Annotated in this window: 15 protein-coding genes; 10 read left to right on the top strand and 5 right to left on the bottom strand. The window is 71.1% G+C overall.

Translation table 11 applies throughout. From position 1 onward, the window contains the following. The first annotated feature begins 156 nt into the window (after positions 1-156). From ACSYGO_RS41135 to ACSYGO_RS41120, 4 genes are all read left to right on the top strand, one after another. Positions 157-1,599: a family 2B encapsulin nanocompartment shell protein gene (locus tag ACSYGO_RS41135; RefSeq protein ID WP_426676354.1), complete on the top strand. Its 1,443-nt coding sequence runs from the start codon at positions 157-159 to the stop codon at positions 1,597-1,599. Between the two features lie 25 nt (positions 1,600-1,624). Further along, on the top strand, positions 1,625-2,674 hold the full coding sequence (locus ACSYGO_RS41130) for a family 2 encapsulin nanocompartment cargo protein terpene cyclase (RefSeq protein WP_426676355.1): 1,050 nt from the start codon (positions 1,625-1,627) through the stop codon (positions 2,672-2,674). Between the two features lie 74 nt (positions 2,675-2,748). Continuing rightward, entirely contained in the window at positions 2,749-3,624 is an 876-nt protein-coding gene (locus tag ACSYGO_RS41125) for a geranyl diphosphate 2-C-methyltransferase (protein WP_426676356.1), read from the top strand. Positions 3,625-4,003: 379 nt separating this feature from the next. Further along, entirely contained in the window at positions 4,004-4,321 is a 318-nt protein-coding gene (locus tag ACSYGO_RS41120; protein WP_460389865.1) for a UBP-type zinc finger domain-containing protein, read from the top strand. An 87-nt stretch (positions 4,322-4,408) separates the two neighbouring features. Here ACSYGO_RS41120 and ACSYGO_RS41115 read toward each other — a convergent pair whose 3' ends face one another. After that, positions 4,409-4,666 (bottom strand): WhiB family transcriptional regulator, encoded by a 258-nt coding sequence (locus tag ACSYGO_RS41115; protein ID WP_426676894.1) that lies wholly within the window; start codon positions 4,664-4,666, stop codon positions 4,409-4,411. A gap of 414 nt (positions 4,667-5,080) precedes the next feature. Between ACSYGO_RS41115 and ACSYGO_RS41110 the strand changes: the two genes are divergently transcribed. After that, a complete protein-coding gene (locus tag ACSYGO_RS41110; protein WP_426676358.1) occupies positions 5,081-5,968 on the top strand; it encodes an oxygenase MpaB family protein in 888 nt (295 codons plus the stop codon). A 134-nt stretch (positions 5,969-6,102) separates the two neighbouring features. Here the strand turns inward: ACSYGO_RS41110 and ACSYGO_RS41105 are convergent, their stop codons facing one another. The 3 genes from ACSYGO_RS41105 to ACSYGO_RS41095 all read right to left on the bottom strand — a co-directional run bounded on the left by ACSYGO_RS41105 (position 6,103) and on the right by ACSYGO_RS41095 (position 8,130). Beyond that, positions 6,103-6,780, bottom strand: a complete 678-nt coding sequence (locus ACSYGO_RS41105; RefSeq protein WP_460389864.1) for an alpha/beta fold hydrolase — start codon at positions 6,778-6,780, stop codon at positions 6,103-6,105. Positions 6,781-7,096: 316 nt separating this feature from the next. Further along, on the bottom strand, positions 7,097-7,633 hold the full coding sequence (locus tag ACSYGO_RS41100) for a hypothetical protein (RefSeq protein ID WP_426676360.1): 537 nt from the start codon (positions 7,631-7,633) through the stop codon (positions 7,097-7,099). Then, the gene (locus tag ACSYGO_RS41095; protein WP_460389863.1) at positions 7,630-8,130 is read right to left on the bottom strand and encodes an ATP-binding protein; all 501 of its coding nucleotides are present in this window, start codon (positions 8,128-8,130) and stop codon (positions 7,630-7,632) included. The genes ACSYGO_RS41100 and ACSYGO_RS41095 overlap by 4 nt, the downstream gene beginning before the upstream one ends. Positions 8,131-8,415: 285 nt before the next feature. Between ACSYGO_RS41095 and ACSYGO_RS41090 the strand changes: the two genes are divergently transcribed. Next, a complete protein-coding gene (locus tag ACSYGO_RS41090; RefSeq protein ID WP_063611268.1) occupies positions 8,416-8,646 on the top strand; it encodes a DUF397 domain-containing protein in 231 nt (76 codons plus the stop codon). Positions 8,647-8,743: 97 nt separating this feature from the next. Then, positions 8,744-9,664, top strand: coding sequence for a helix-turn-helix domain-containing protein (locus ACSYGO_RS41085; protein ID WP_460389862.1), 921 nt, complete (start codon positions 8,744-8,746; stop codon positions 9,662-9,664). Positions 9,665-9,760: 96 nt separating this feature from the next. Here the strand turns inward: ACSYGO_RS41085 and ACSYGO_RS41080 are convergent, their stop codons facing one another. Next, on the bottom strand, positions 9,761-10,579 hold the full coding sequence (locus ACSYGO_RS41080; protein ID WP_460389861.1) for an SAM-dependent methyltransferase: 819 nt from the start codon (positions 10,577-10,579) through the stop codon (positions 9,761-9,763). Positions 10,580-10,861: 282 nt separating this feature from the next. On the opposite strand from ACSYGO_RS41080, the gene ACSYGO_RS41075 reads away from it, so the two are divergent. From ACSYGO_RS41075 to ACSYGO_RS41065, 3 genes are all read left to right on the top strand, one after another. Further along, positions 10,862-11,245 carry a hypothetical protein gene (locus ACSYGO_RS41075; RefSeq protein WP_460389860.1) on the top strand — a complete coding sequence of 128 codons (384 nt, stop codon included), beginning with the start codon at positions 10,862-10,864 and terminating at the stop codon, positions 11,243-11,245. Positions 11,246-11,430: 185 nt separating this feature from the next. Then, positions 11,431-11,982, top strand: coding sequence for a cysteine hydrolase family protein (locus tag ACSYGO_RS41070; RefSeq protein ID WP_426676365.1), 552 nt, complete (start codon positions 11,431-11,433; stop codon positions 11,980-11,982). Next, on the top strand, positions 11,979-12,923 hold the full coding sequence (locus ACSYGO_RS41065) for a GlxA family transcriptional regulator (RefSeq protein ID WP_460389859.1): 945 nt from the start codon (positions 11,979-11,981) through the stop codon (positions 12,921-12,923). Before ACSYGO_RS41070 ends, ACSYGO_RS41065 begins: the two co-directional genes overlap by 4 nt. The last annotated feature ends 15 nt before the right edge of the window (positions 12,924-12,938 follow it).

Raw genomic sequence — 12,938 nt, 5'->3', positions numbered from 1 at the left:
CCTCATCCGGCGGGTTTGCACCACCAGAATGCGCAAACCGCCCCTCGTACGCCGTACCGCACAGCCCGTCACAGCTGTTTGCCTGGGATCTGCGCAGACGGACCTCGCGCACCGCCGACCGCTTCGCTCACCCTCGTTCACCTCCCAGGAGGGAATGTGTCCGTAACGGACAGCGCCACCGGTCCCGCCACCGACGAACCCGCCCCCGACACCGCCGACCAGCAACAGCTGACAAGTCTGAGCACCCACGCGGCGCGCAGACTGACCACGACCACCAAGTCCGCTCCGCAGATGCAGGCCATCACCTCACGATGGCTGCTCAAGATGCTGCCCTGGGTGGACGTCAAAGGCGGCGCCTACCGGGTCAACCGCCGCCTTCAGCTCAGCGTCGGCCGGGGCAGGGTGCAGTTCGAGCAGAACGGCGGGGACGACATCAGGGTCATTCCCGAGACGCTGACCGAACTCCCGGTCCTGCGTGGCTACTCCGACAACGCTGTCCTCGGCGAGATCGCCACCCGCTTCCGGACCCGGCGGGTGCGGGCCGGGCAGGTCCTCTTCGAGGCCGGGCAGCCGGTCACGGAGGCGTACCTGGTCGCCCACGGGAGGTTCACCCGCTACACCGCCGGCAAGTACGGCGAGGAGGAGGTCCTCGGGGTCGTCACCGACGGCGACCAGATGGGCGACGAGGCCATCGGCCAGCCGGACCCGCTGTGGCTGAGTTCGGTCCGGGCCGAGACGGCCGGCACCGTCCTGGTGCTGCCCTGGGACATCGTCAGGGAGTTCATCGAGCGGGCACCGTCCCTCGCGGCGCACCTGGCGGCGTACGCGGAGCGGCAGCAACTGCCGATGAACCGCAAGGGCGAGGCCGACGTCCCCGTCCAGGCCGGACACTCGGGCGAGCCGACCCTGACGGGCGGGTTCGTGGACTACGAACTGGCGCCGCGCGAGTACGAGTTGTCGCTCACCCAGACGGTGCTGCGGGTCCACAGCAGGGTCGCCGACCTCTACAACGACCCGATGGACCAGACCGAGCAGCAACTCCGGCTCACCGTCGAGGAGATCCGCGAGCGCCAGGAGTGGGAGCTGCTCAACAACCCTGAGTTCGGGCTGCTGCACAACACCGACTACGGCCAGCGGATCAGCACCTTCTCCGGCCCGCCCACCCCGGACGACCTCGACGACCTGCTGGCCATGCGGCGCAAGACCCGGCTCTTCCTCGCCCACCCGAAGGCCATCGCGGCCTTCTTCCGGCAGTGCAACCGGCGCGGCCTGGTGCCCGGCACCGCGAACGTCGACGGCCACGAGGTTCCCGCCTGGCGCGGCGTCCCCATCTTTCCCTGCGGCAAGATCCCGATCAGCCCCCAGCACACGACCAGCATCCTCGCTCTGCGCACCGGGGAGGAGGACCAGGGCGTCATCGGCCTCCACCAGACCGGCATCCCCGAGGAGTACCAGCCCGGACTCAATGTGCGGTTCATGGGCATCAACACCGCCGCGATCATCAACTACCTCGTCACCGCCTACTACTCGCTGGCGATCCTCGTGCCCGACGCGGCGGGGCTTCTGGAGAACGTCCAGATCGGACGGACCGCCGAATGACATCGCGCAGGAGAGGGGGAACGCGATGAGCGCGCCGCCGGTGTCCGCCGCCCCCTTCACGCCCCCGGGTCCGCCCGATCTGGCGGGCTCTCTCAGAGCCCGACGCGGCGGGGCCGTTCCCGGTCTGCACCACAGACCCGCGGTGCCCGCCGATCCGGCGAAGGTCGAGGAGGTGGATCGCAGGCTGGAGGCCTGGGCCCGAGGACTCGACCTGTTCCCGGACGCCTGGTTCGAGGACTTCGCGGGCTTCCAGTTCGGCCGGGCCGTGGTGCTCCAGCACCCGGGCGCGGCCGACCTGGAGCGCCTCACCACCGCCGGCAAGCTGCTGCTCGCCGAGAACGTCGTCGACGACTGCTACTGCGAGGACAAGGGCGGATCGCCCCGGGGCCTCGGCGGCCGGCTGATCATGGCCCAGTCCGCCATCGACCCCTTCCACGGCACCCCCGAGACGGAGACGCAGTGGAGGGGCGGGATGCAGGCCGACGGGCCGCTGCGCTCGTACCACTGGGCGCTCCAGGAGTACGCGGCCTTCGCCACGCCCAGTCAGACCGACCGTTTCCTGCACGACATCGCCCGGCTGCACCTCGGGTATCTCGCCGAGGCCGCCTGGGCGGAGACCCGGTACGTGCCGCGGGTGTGGGAGTACCTGGTGATGCGGCAGTTCAACAACTTCCGCCCCTGCCTCTCCATCGTCGACGCCGTGGACGGATACGAACTGCCCGAGGCCGTCTACGCCCGGCCCGAGATCCAGCGGATCACGGCGCTCGCCTGCAACGCCACCACGATCGTCAACGACCTGTACTCCTTCACCAAGGAGCTGGCGAACGATCCCACGCACCTCAATCTCCCGCAGGTCGTCGCCGCCGACGACCGCCGCGGGCTGAAGGCCGCCTATCTGAAGTCCGTCGAGATCCACAACGAGATCATGACGGCCTTCGAGGAGGAGGCCGCCGCCCTCTCCGCCGGCTCACCCCTCGTCGAGCGCTACGCCGAGGGTCTCGCCTCCTGGGTGTCCGGCAACCACGAATGGCACGCGACCAACACCCACCGCTACCACCTGCCGAACTACTGGTGACCGCTCCCGACCCCTGCAATCCGTCACCCGCACCGTCCCTGACCTGTCGTCAGAAGCATCGCGAGGAGTCACTGTTGACCACCGCCCCCCACATCACCCCGGCAGCCTCGGTCCCGGCCCAGTCCACGTACCAGTCCCGCGTCGCCGACTACTGGAACGCCGAGGAGAACCCGGTCAACCTCGAACTCGGCAAGATCGACGACCTGTACCACCACCACTACGGGATCGGCGCAGCCGACGACTCCGTGCTCGACGAACGGGACCCCGTCCGGCGCCACGAGCGGATCACCGCCGAACTGCACCGCCTGGAGCACGCCCAGGCCGAACTCCTCGCCGCCCATCTCGGCCCCCTCGCCCCCACCGACCGGGCCTTCGACGCCGGTTGCGGGCGCGGCGGCGGCAGCGTGGTGGCCCATCTGCGGTACGGCTGCCGGACGGACGGCGTCACGATCTCCGCCAAACAGGCCGAGTTCGCCAACGCGCAGGCTCGCAAGCGCGGCATCGACGGCAAGGTCCGCTACCACCATGCCAACATGCTCGACACCGGCCTCCCGTCCGGGGAGTTCGCCGCGTCGTGGAACAACGAGTCGACCATGTACGTCGAGCTCGACCTGCTGTTCGCCGAACACGCCCGGCTGCTGCGGCGCGGCGGCCGCTACGTCGTGATCACCGGCTGCTACAACGACACCTACGGGCAGGCCTCGCGCGAGGTCTCCCTCATCAACGCCCACTACATCTGCGACATCCACCCCCGGTCGGCGTACTTCCGGGCCCTGGCAGCCAACCGCCTGGTGCCCGTGCACGTCGAGGACCTCACCGAAGCCGCCCTCCCCTACTGGGAGTTGCGCAGTCAGGCCGACGAGCTCGTCACCGGCATCGAGGAGACGTTCATCAACGCGTACAAGAACGGCAGCTTCCAGTACGTGCTGATCGCCGCAGACCGGGTCTGACGCCGACCGCGCCGCCCGGTCCACCGACGCGGCCCCGGGGAGAGCCCGCGACGAGCTCTCCCCGGGGTCGCCGTGCCCCGCGGAAGGGCCCTCCGCGGGGCCACCGCGCCCACTGAAAGGCCGCATGTCCGGGGCCGCCGTGCCAACTGAAAGGCCGCATGTCCCGGGCCGCCGCGCCCACTGCAAGGCCGCATGTCCGGGGCCACCGCGCCCACTGAAAGGCCGCATGTCCGGGGCCGCCGCGCCCACTGAAAGGCCGTATGTCCCGGGCCGCCGTGCCTAGTAGAAGGGTGCGTCGTACCCGGACCCGCGCGTGCGCTCACCGAGGCGACGCGTTTTCATGGTGGGGACCGGTCGCAGGCCGAACCGAGGAGGTCCGATGGTCACGTGGGCAGTCGCCGAGGACGGCGGACGGCCGGAGGGCGGCGTCTGCGCGCACCTGGCCGCGGATCTGCCCGATCTCCCCCTCTCCCCCGGTGCCGGCTGCGAGGACTGCCTCACCGAGGGCATGCGTTGGGTGCACCTTCGGCTGTGCCTGACCTGCGGCCACGTCGGCTGCTGTGACAGTTCCCGCGGTCAGCACGCCACAGCGCACCACGAACGGACCGGACATCCCCTCGCCCGGTCCGTGGAACCGGGCGAGACCTGGGCCTGGTGCTACGAGGACCAGGTGTTCCTCCGCCCGGCACAGGGTTGACCGGACCTGCACCTGGGCGGGCGGCGCAGCTCCGTCGAGCCCCGCCCGTCCCCCCGGTGGTGTCATGTCCCCGTCCCCCCGGTGGTGTCATGTCTCGGGGCTTCGCGCGCTCCCGGCCATTCGGTCGCGGCGCAGGCTGCGGCGTTCCTCCGCCGACATCCCGCCCCACACCCCGTCGTACTCGGCGTGGCGCAGCGCCCAGTCCGCGCAGGCCCGGACGACGGGGCAGCCGTGACAGACCGCGCGGGCCTGCTCGATCTGGCGCAGCGACAGTCCGTCGTCTCCGATGGGGAAGAAGAGCTCCGGGTCCTCGGAACGGCAGGCCGCCGACTCGCGCCAGTTCACGGCGGGGATCCCGTAGGTCCGGCCGCTCCCGGTCGCCTTCGCCCCACGACGCGGCATCCTCTGTGCTTCTTGCATGGCTCGTCCCGTCCTCCGCCGCTCCTCGGGCCGCTCGCTCGGAGGCAGCCGGTCCACGCGGCGCGCTCCACGCCGCCCTACCCGGCAGAGGTACTGTCAATGTAGGCGTTTCCGGGGATTCGAGCCATGGTGGATGCTGCTGCCACAGGAGGTGCCCTCCGTCGCCCGATGCGGGGAGCGCCGCATCCGAAGGCCGCCGGGACGCCGAAGAGACGGCGGGCAGCACATCGCCCTCGCCCCGTGGCGGGACGGCGTGCCGTACCCCCCGGGTCTTTCGTCGACGGCAGCGGAAGACCCGGGCGCCGCACCGGCACCACGAGACCGGGAGGCCCAGCACCGATGAGACGCACCGGCACGGAACCACCCGGCCTGCGGGAGCGGCTGGGGAACAGCCTCTTCGCCCGCGTGGCGGGCCCGGAGGGACCCAGGAACCGCGCCCGGATCCACGGCACTCCCGGCCCGCGCTGGTTCGGCCCGGACCGTCCGATCCGCAGGGTGCACGGAGACGCGTCGATGTTCATCGGCGGACTCTCCGCGCTGCTGCTCCAGTCGCTTCATCCCCTCGCCATGGCCGCCGTCGACGCCCATTCCGGCTATCGCGGCGACCCCTGGGGAAGGCTCCAGCGCACGAGTACGTTCCTCGCCACCACCACGTACGGCACGGCCGACAGCGCCCAGGAGGCGTGCGACCGGGTCAGGGCGGTGCACGAGAGGGTGCGGGGCGTCACCGGCGAGGGAATGCGGTATCACGCCGCGGACCCGCATCTGCTCGGCTGGGTGCACGCCGCGGAGGCCTACAGCTTCCTGCGCGCCCACCAGCGTTACGGCGTACGGCCGTTGTCCTCCAAAGGATGCGACGGCTACGTCGCGGACATGGCCCGGGTGGCCACGGCGCTGGGTGTCCCCGACCCGCCGTCGAGCCTGGCCGAGCTCCAGGCGCGGCTGGCCGCCTACCGTGCGGAGACGCGCGCCACTCCGGAGGCGCGGGCAGCCGCGCGTTTCCTCCTGTTCGACCCGCCCGTGCCTCTGGCGGTCCGTCTTCCGTACGGGGTCCTGGCCGCCAACGCCGTCTCGCTGCTGCCTTCCTGGGCCGCGGCCGAGCTGCGGCTGCCGAGGCTGCCCGTGGTGGACAGCCTGTGCGTACGGCCGCTGGGCTGCGCCGTGACCTCGGCGGTCCGGTGGGCGATGGCGCCGTCGCGGCCCCCGACGGCGGTGCCGGCCGCCTGACGGCGGGCGTCCTGCGGCTGTGCATCACCTCCGGCTGTACGCCGTCTCCGGCTGTACGTCACCTGCGGCGCTCGACGGACGGGGCTGCCAGGCCCGCCGGCGTTCGCGGACGGGCGGGTGCGCGGGGTGCACGGTCAGCCCGCGGCGCCGGGGCCGGACGCGGCCAGCGCCGTGATGGCCGAGACCGCGGCCCGGTTCCATGCCCCGCGCGGCCGGAGCATGGCGTGGTCGCCACCCGCCATCACCACGGCATCGGCCCGGGCGCCCGCCTCGCGGGCCCGGTGCACGAAGGACACGGAGGCGTCGGGATCGGTGACCCTGTCCCGGTCGCCGTGCAGCACGACGACGTCCTTGCCGCGCAGGTGGGCCACCGGCTCGCCGTCGGGGCACCACGGGGCCAGGGCCAGGACACCTTGTACTTCTGCGGCCGCGGCCGCTCTCAGGGCCGCGCGACCGCCCATGGAGTGGCCCACGAGGACGACGGTCACGTCCCCGGTGAGGCGGGAGAGTTCCCTCAACGCTCTGCGTGCGTCCCGCAGGGGGTCGGCGTCGGGTTCGTTCCATCCCCTCAGGCGGTAGCGCACCTCGCCGACGAGGACGTCGTCGGGTACCGCTGCCGCCGCTGCCCGGATGAAAGGCCTCATCCGGAGCGCGGCCAGGTGCCAGGGCCTGGAGGGGGCCCGGCTGTGGGCCGTGCCTCCGTGCAGGAAGAGGACGGCGGTGCGGACCTCGGCGGGGGCGTGGTGCGTCACCAGCGCGGATGCGGGCCCGTCCGCCCCACCAGGGACGGATGTCTTCTGCTGCGCCGTCATCGGTGCTCCCCGTCTGCCACGCGTTCGCCCTCGCTCGGATCTTCAGTCTGTCACCGCTGATCCGTGGCGGGGCGCCCGGTGGCTTGGTCGGCCGGGTTCGCTCCCGCCCTCGGCCGCCTTGCGGTGTTGTCCGAAATCAGCCGTCCCGGGGCGTCCGGATGCGATGCCGTGCGGGATCCATGGGGCGCAGGGAAGCGATGCCGTGCGGGATCGATCCGATGCGGTGAAGCGATGCCGTCGCGATCGACGCGATGCGGCGGCGTTGCGGTGCCGGGGGCGTTGCGGTGCGGGATCGACGGCGTGCAGAGTCGATCCTTCAGTCCGTCAGCGCGGCGGCCAGTTCCTTCGTGGCCTGGACGAGTTCTCCGTCCGACTCGGCGAGGAGACCCCCGATGTCACCGCGGTGGGCGCGGACGGCCTGGCGGGCCTCGCGTTCCCAACCGACGTAGTTCTCCCGGCGGTTGAGCAGCTTGGGATAGGCGACGGCGGTGCTCTCCCATTGTCTGGCGTCCGCGATGTTCTTCAGCAGCTGGAGGATCTGTACGCGGCAGGCGACCTCGGAGTCCTGGGCGAGCTCCCACAGGAAGGGCACCGTCGCGGCGGTCGCCTGGTCCACGACGAAGCCGTACTGGCAGATGCGGTCGCGGAGACGCGCGAGGGCGGCGACGGCCGTGTCCGCGTCCTCCGAGGTGATCGCGCCGAGCAGTTCGGGGATCTCCGCGGCGGACCCGGTGGAGTCCCGCAGTTCACGCCACGGGACGTGACTCAGGCTCTTCAGGGGTGTCTCCATGTCTGCTTCTCCAGAAGGGGGCTGCTGCGCGCTCGACCGCTGTGCCGGCGGGGCGGGTCTCATGTCGGGCCCCAGGCCTCGGTGCCGTCGGGTGGAGAGGGAGCGCGCAGCATGGCCCAGACGATTTTGCCCGCGGGGAAGCGTGTCCAGCCCCAGTGCTCGGACAGGGCGTCGACGATCCCGAGGCCTCTGCCGTGGTCGTCCTGGGCGACGTCCGCGGGCAGGTGCACAGGCGGGCGGTCGTACGGATCGGTGACCGCGCAGACGAGGTGAGCGCGCCTGAGCGAGAGCTTGAGCCACACCTCCCTGCGCTCGACGGGGACCTTGGACGCCGCGTGCAGCAGCGCGTTGGTGGCCAGTTCGTTGACGACGAGCACGGCTTCGTCGCCGCAGGCGCCCGACTCCCATGCGGCGAGGGTCCGGCGGGTGAAGTCCCTTACGTGGACGAGGCCCTGCTGCGCGTCGGTGACACGCATCCTGGCGGGCCCCGGGAAGCGGCTCGCCGTCCGGTGACCGACGAGCCGCAGCGGGGCCGTGGCGTCGGGGTGCGCTCCCCTCACAAGCGGACGCGACCCGTCGTTCGGACCGTCCCCCGACGCGGTCCGAGCGGCGGAGCGTGGTGCTGAGCGCGCAGGTAACGACACGGCATTCTCCCTGATGGAACGTCAGGCTCGCACGGCTGCAGCGGCGTTGACTCCTCCGCTATTATCCACTCCGACAGCGCTCGGCGTGCAATTTCACGGGAAATTGCACGAGTGGCGACTCGAACAAGCCACGCTCGTCGGGTCCCGTCCCGCAGGGCGGCCGCGTCGAGCCCGTCATCGAACGTGAGCGAGGAGAGTCCGGTGCCATCAGTGCGAAACGGTGTGCCTGCCAGTTCACTGGCCGTCGACTGGGTCAAGAGCCGGCACAGCAACGCGGAGGGCAACTGCGTCGAGGTCGCTTCCCTCGCCGGGGGCGGGATCGCACTGCGCAACTCGCGCGACCCCGACGGACCGGCACTCGTCTACACCCCGTCCGAGCTGGCCGCTTTCCTGGCCGGGGCGAAGGACGGGGAGTTCGACCACCTGGTGTGAAGTGGAGTCACGTGGCCCACTTCTCCGGAGGCGTGCGGCAGTACGACTCGGGATGCGATGATGAACCCCGTCGTCTGCCGGTCTACTGGGAGTCAGGATGTCCGCCGAGTCACCTCGCATCTCCCGCCTCGAACCCTATCTGAAGCGGACCGAGCCCGCCCCGACACTGCTGAAGATGCTGGTCGGCGTACAGCTCGCGGGCATCCGCGAGGACGCCGGCCTCTCGCAGGACCAGGCCGCCCGTGAGATCGGGTTCAGTCCCGCGAAGCTGTCGCGGATCGAGGCCGGCAAGGGCCGTCGCCCGCCCACGGAGCGCGACGTCCAGGCCCTGCTGAACCTGTACAGGACCGGCGAGCACGAGACGTCGATCCTTCTCCAACTGCTGCGGCGCGCAGGTGAGCCCGGGTGGTGGCAGCGCTACGACAAGCGACTGATGCCCGAGTGGTTCGACCGGCTGGTCGGGCTCCAGGAGGCCGCGGCCGCCATCCGCACCTTCGAGATCCAGTACGTCCCCGGCCTGCTGCAGACCGCCGCCTACGCCAGGGCGGTTGTGGAGCGCGGGCTGCCGACGGCACCGTCCAGCGAGGTGGAGCGCCGGGTCGAGATGCGGATGCGCAGGCGTGAGCTCCTGCATCGCGCGGACACCCCGCAACTGTGGGCGGTCATCGACGAGTCGGTGCTGCTGCGTGTGCTCGGCAGTCGTGACGTCATGCGCGAGCAGCTGCAGTATCTGATGGACATGGCCGAACGTCCCCATGTGACGCTGCAGATCGTGCCGTTGGACGTGACGAACGCCTCCGCGCCCGCGATCCCCATCACCTATCTGCGCTTCGGCGGTCTCGACCTGCCCGACATCGTCTATCTGGAGCACATCAGGAGCGCGAACTTCCTGGAGGACCGGGACGAGACCGAGGAGTACCGGCTGGCGCTGGACCGGCTCGGCGACGAGGCCCTCACCCCGCGCGAGTCGCTGGAGCTCCTGAAGAAGACGGCGGCGGACCGCTACGCCGCATCCTGAACACGGTCACGGGTACGCCCGCCGCGGTGCGGGCGTACCCGAAGGCGTCGCGTCGGCGCACCGGGCGAGGGACGGCCCGCTCGGTGCGCCCAGTCGCTAGGGGAGCCGGCCGACTCCGCCGAACTCGACCCACTCCTGCGTGAGCTGACGGGGCGCCACGTCGTTGTCGGGTCGCCACGTGGACACCTCGACCAGCCCCGGCTCCAGGATCTCGAGGCCGTCGAACAGCGCCGCGACGTCCTTCTCCTGACGGACCCTGCCCCAATGCCCCTGGGTGACCTGGGCCATGAAGTCGGTGACGAACTCCCTGACCTTGGCGTCCTCGCTGACCAGTTGACACATCACCATGAAGCTGCCGGGCGCGAGGCGTTCGGCCACGCGGCGGACCACGGCGGGCGGACCGTCGGTCTCGCTGTCGGGGATGCAGTGGAAGACCGAGTTGAACAGCACGGCCACCGGCTCCGAGAAGTCGACGAGGCGCTGTGTGTCCGCGTGGGCGAAGATCTCGTCCGTGCTCCGCAGGTCCGCGTGGATGACCGCGGTGCAGTCGTTCTGGTCGAGCAGCGCCCGGCCGTGGACCAGCACCATCGGGTCGTTGTCCACGTACACCACGCGCGATGCGGGATCGACGCGCTGTGCGACCTGGTGGACGTTCTCCTGGGTCGGCAGGCCGGATCCGTGGTCGAGGAACTGCCTGATGCCGTGCTCGGCCGCCAGGGTCCTGACCACCCGCTGGAGGAAACGCCGGTTGTTCAGCGCGAGTGCCCCCGTGCTGGGCACGACCTTGTCGAGCTCGGCGCAGGCCGCGCGGTCGGCCGCGTAGTTGTCCTTGCCGCCGAGATAGTGGTCGTACATGCGCGCGGCCGTGGGCACGGTGGCATCGATCTTCGTGGACAACTGCCTACCAGCCTGCATCGTTCCCCCTGCTCCAAGCAGCTTCAAGTGGCCCGGCTAGGCAGACCATCCTAGGGAAAGGGCATTTGATCGTGCCAGCCCTTCGCCCAGAGGTCCCCCGGACGGCACCTCGAACCTTCCCGGCTGACGAACATTCAATTCACGTGCGCGCCAGGAGATTTGCGAACCGGATCCTTTCACGGCCCGCGCTGCGGGGCACGGGCGCGGCAGCGGACAGGGTCCGTACACGGCTGATCGTCGCGCCCCTTCCCGGGCGGGGTGGTGTCTGCCAAAGTCCCGATCATGAAGGACATACGAAGACAACAGGTCGGCCTGCTTCCGGGAGTCGCGCTCGCCGCCGCGCTGCCCGGCATCACCCTCGACGAGACCGGCAAGAGCACGCTGCTCGGTTACGTCGTCGCGTACGTCGTCTTCGCGGGCGTCAGCACCGCGATCTGGGCCACCCCCAAGGACCCGCGACAAGGCCTTCTGCTGCCCCTGCTGGCGATCATCGGCCTGCTCCAGGACACCCTCGTGTGGTACCTGATCGCATGGCTGTCCGACGTCCACGTGCGCAGCGTGTGGTGGGCGCTGGCGGGAGCCTTCGTGGTGCGGGCGTGCTGCTGGGCGGCCGTCTGGTGGCTGCCTTCCGGGACGGACGACGCGCAGGGCGCCACGGAGTCGTGACGCCGCTCCTGGCCGGCACGTCCGCCCGCCGTCGGGAGCACGCGTCGCCGGGCCCGGTCCGTGAGCGGACCCGGGCCCGCCGCTCGGCGATGCGTTCCGGAGGCGTTCCCACCGACCGGATCGTTCCGCCACAGGCCTGGATCGGGCCTGGGGTTCATGCGTCGCGGCAGCTCAGAATCGATGCCATGAACCGAGCGCTGATAGTCGTGGATGTCCAGGAGTCCTTCCGTGCCCGCCCGTTGTGGGACGAGATTTCCGATCCCGGGATCGCCGAGCCGGTCAACCGGCTGGTCGCCCTGGCCCGGGCGGCGGGTGACCGGATCTTCTGGGTGCTGCACACCGAACCGGGAAGCGGCGACGTGTTCGATCCCCGGTCCGGGCACGTGCGCCTGTTGGAGGAGCTGGACGGGCCGCGGCCGGACGAGGCGGTGCTGTACAAGACCTCGCACAACGCCTTCACGACGACCAACCTCCAGCAGCTGCTGACCGAGGCCGGGGTCGGCGAGCTGTGGGTCTGCGGGATCCGTACCGAGCAGTGCGTCGAGACGACGACGCGTGTGGGCAGCGACCTCGGGTACCGCATGGTCTTCGTCACCGACGCCACCGCCACGAATCCGATCGGTGACCTGAGCGCCGCCGCGATCATCGAGCGGACCGAGGCGGTCCTCCGTGACCGCTTCGCGCGCATCGCCTCGGTGGCCGAGCTGGAGGCCGAGCTGGAAGTATCGCCGGTGTGAGCCGAGTCGTCTTCGTCCTTCTGCCCGGGGTCCACCTCCTGGACCTGGCCGGTCCGGCCCAGGTCTTCAGCACGGCGGCGGACTTCGGGCAGCCGTACGCCCTCACGTACGTCGCCGAGCGGGAGCAGGTGGTCAGCGCGCAGGGGCTGCGGCTCGCCGCCGACACCCGGTGGCCCGAGCTGGGCCCCGACGACCTCGTCGTCGTGCCGGGGTGGCGGGCTCCCCGCCTGTGCCAGGGTCCGGAACCCGGCGCGGAGACGCTGGAGCGGCTGCGCACCCATCACGGCGCGGGCGGCACCGTCGCCAGCGTGTGTGCCGGGGCGGAGGCGCTCGGCAGGGCCGGTCTGCTGAACGGCCGGCGCTGCACCACGCACCACGACGTGCAGGACGAACTGGCCTCCCGGTATCCCCGGGCGACCGTCGTGCGCGACGTGCTGTTCACCACGGACGACCGTGTGGTGACGTCCGCGGGCATCGCCAGCGGCATCGATCTCGCCTTGCATCTGCTGGCGGTCCGGCACGGTCCGGCGCTCGCGGCCCAGGTCGCGCGGGACATCGTCGTCTACGCCCGGCGCAACGGCGACGAGCCCCAGGCGAGCGCCATGCTGCGGCACCGTTCGCACCTCGACGACACCGTGCACAGGGTCCAGGACCTGATCGAGCGACGCTTCACCGAGCCGCTGCCGCTGGCGGCCCTGGCCGCGTACGCGGGAGTCAGCGAGCGGACCCTGACCCGTCTGTTCAGCCGGGCCACGAACGGGCTGACACCGTTGCGTTACCAGCAGACCCTGCGGCTGGAGCGGGCCGAGCACCTGGCGGGGCACGGGGCCACGCTGGATGCCGCCGCCCGCGAGGTGGGCTTCGAGGACGCCCGGATGCTGCGGCGGCTGCGCTCCCGGGACCAGCGGGTGGGCGTGGACGCACGGGGCCGGGCGCAGTGACACCGGAGCCCGGCG

It is taken from the genome of Streptomyces krungchingensis (assembly GCF_054729265.1).
This window is presented reverse-complemented; position numbering and strand designations above follow the sequence as displayed.

Coding starts and splice junctions, on each gene's coding strand:
- ACSYGO_RS41130 (WP_426676355.1), top strand. CDS start 1,625: ATGAGCGCGCCGCCGGTGTCCGCCGCCCCCTTCACGCCCCCGGGTCCG.
- ACSYGO_RS41120 (WP_460389865.1), top strand. CDS start 4,004: ATGGTCACGTGGGCAGTCGCCGAGGACGGCGGACGGCCGGAGGGCGGC.
- ACSYGO_RS41110 (WP_426676358.1), top strand. CDS start 5,081: ATGAGACGCACCGGCACGGAACCACCCGGCCTGCGGGAGCGGCTGGGG.
- ACSYGO_RS41105 (WP_460389864.1), bottom strand. CDS start 6,780: ATGACGGCGCAGCAGAAGACATCCGTCCCTGGTGGGGCGGACGGGCCC.
- ACSYGO_RS41100 (WP_426676360.1), bottom strand. CDS start 7,633: ATGAGACCCGCCCCGCCGGCACAGCGGTCGAGCGCGCAGCAGCCCCCT.
- ACSYGO_RS41085 (WP_460389862.1), top strand. CDS start 8,744: ATGTCCGCCGAGTCACCTCGCATCTCCCGCCTCGAACCCTATCTGAAG.
- ACSYGO_RS41080 (WP_460389861.1), bottom strand. CDS start 10,579: ATGCAGGCTGGTAGGCAGTTGTCCACGAAGATCGATGCCACCGTGCCC.
- ACSYGO_RS41075 (WP_460389860.1), top strand. CDS start 10,862: ATGAAGGACATACGAAGACAACAGGTCGGCCTGCTTCCGGGAGTCGCG.
- ACSYGO_RS41070 (WP_426676365.1), top strand. CDS start 11,431: ATGAACCGAGCGCTGATAGTCGTGGATGTCCAGGAGTCCTTCCGTGCC.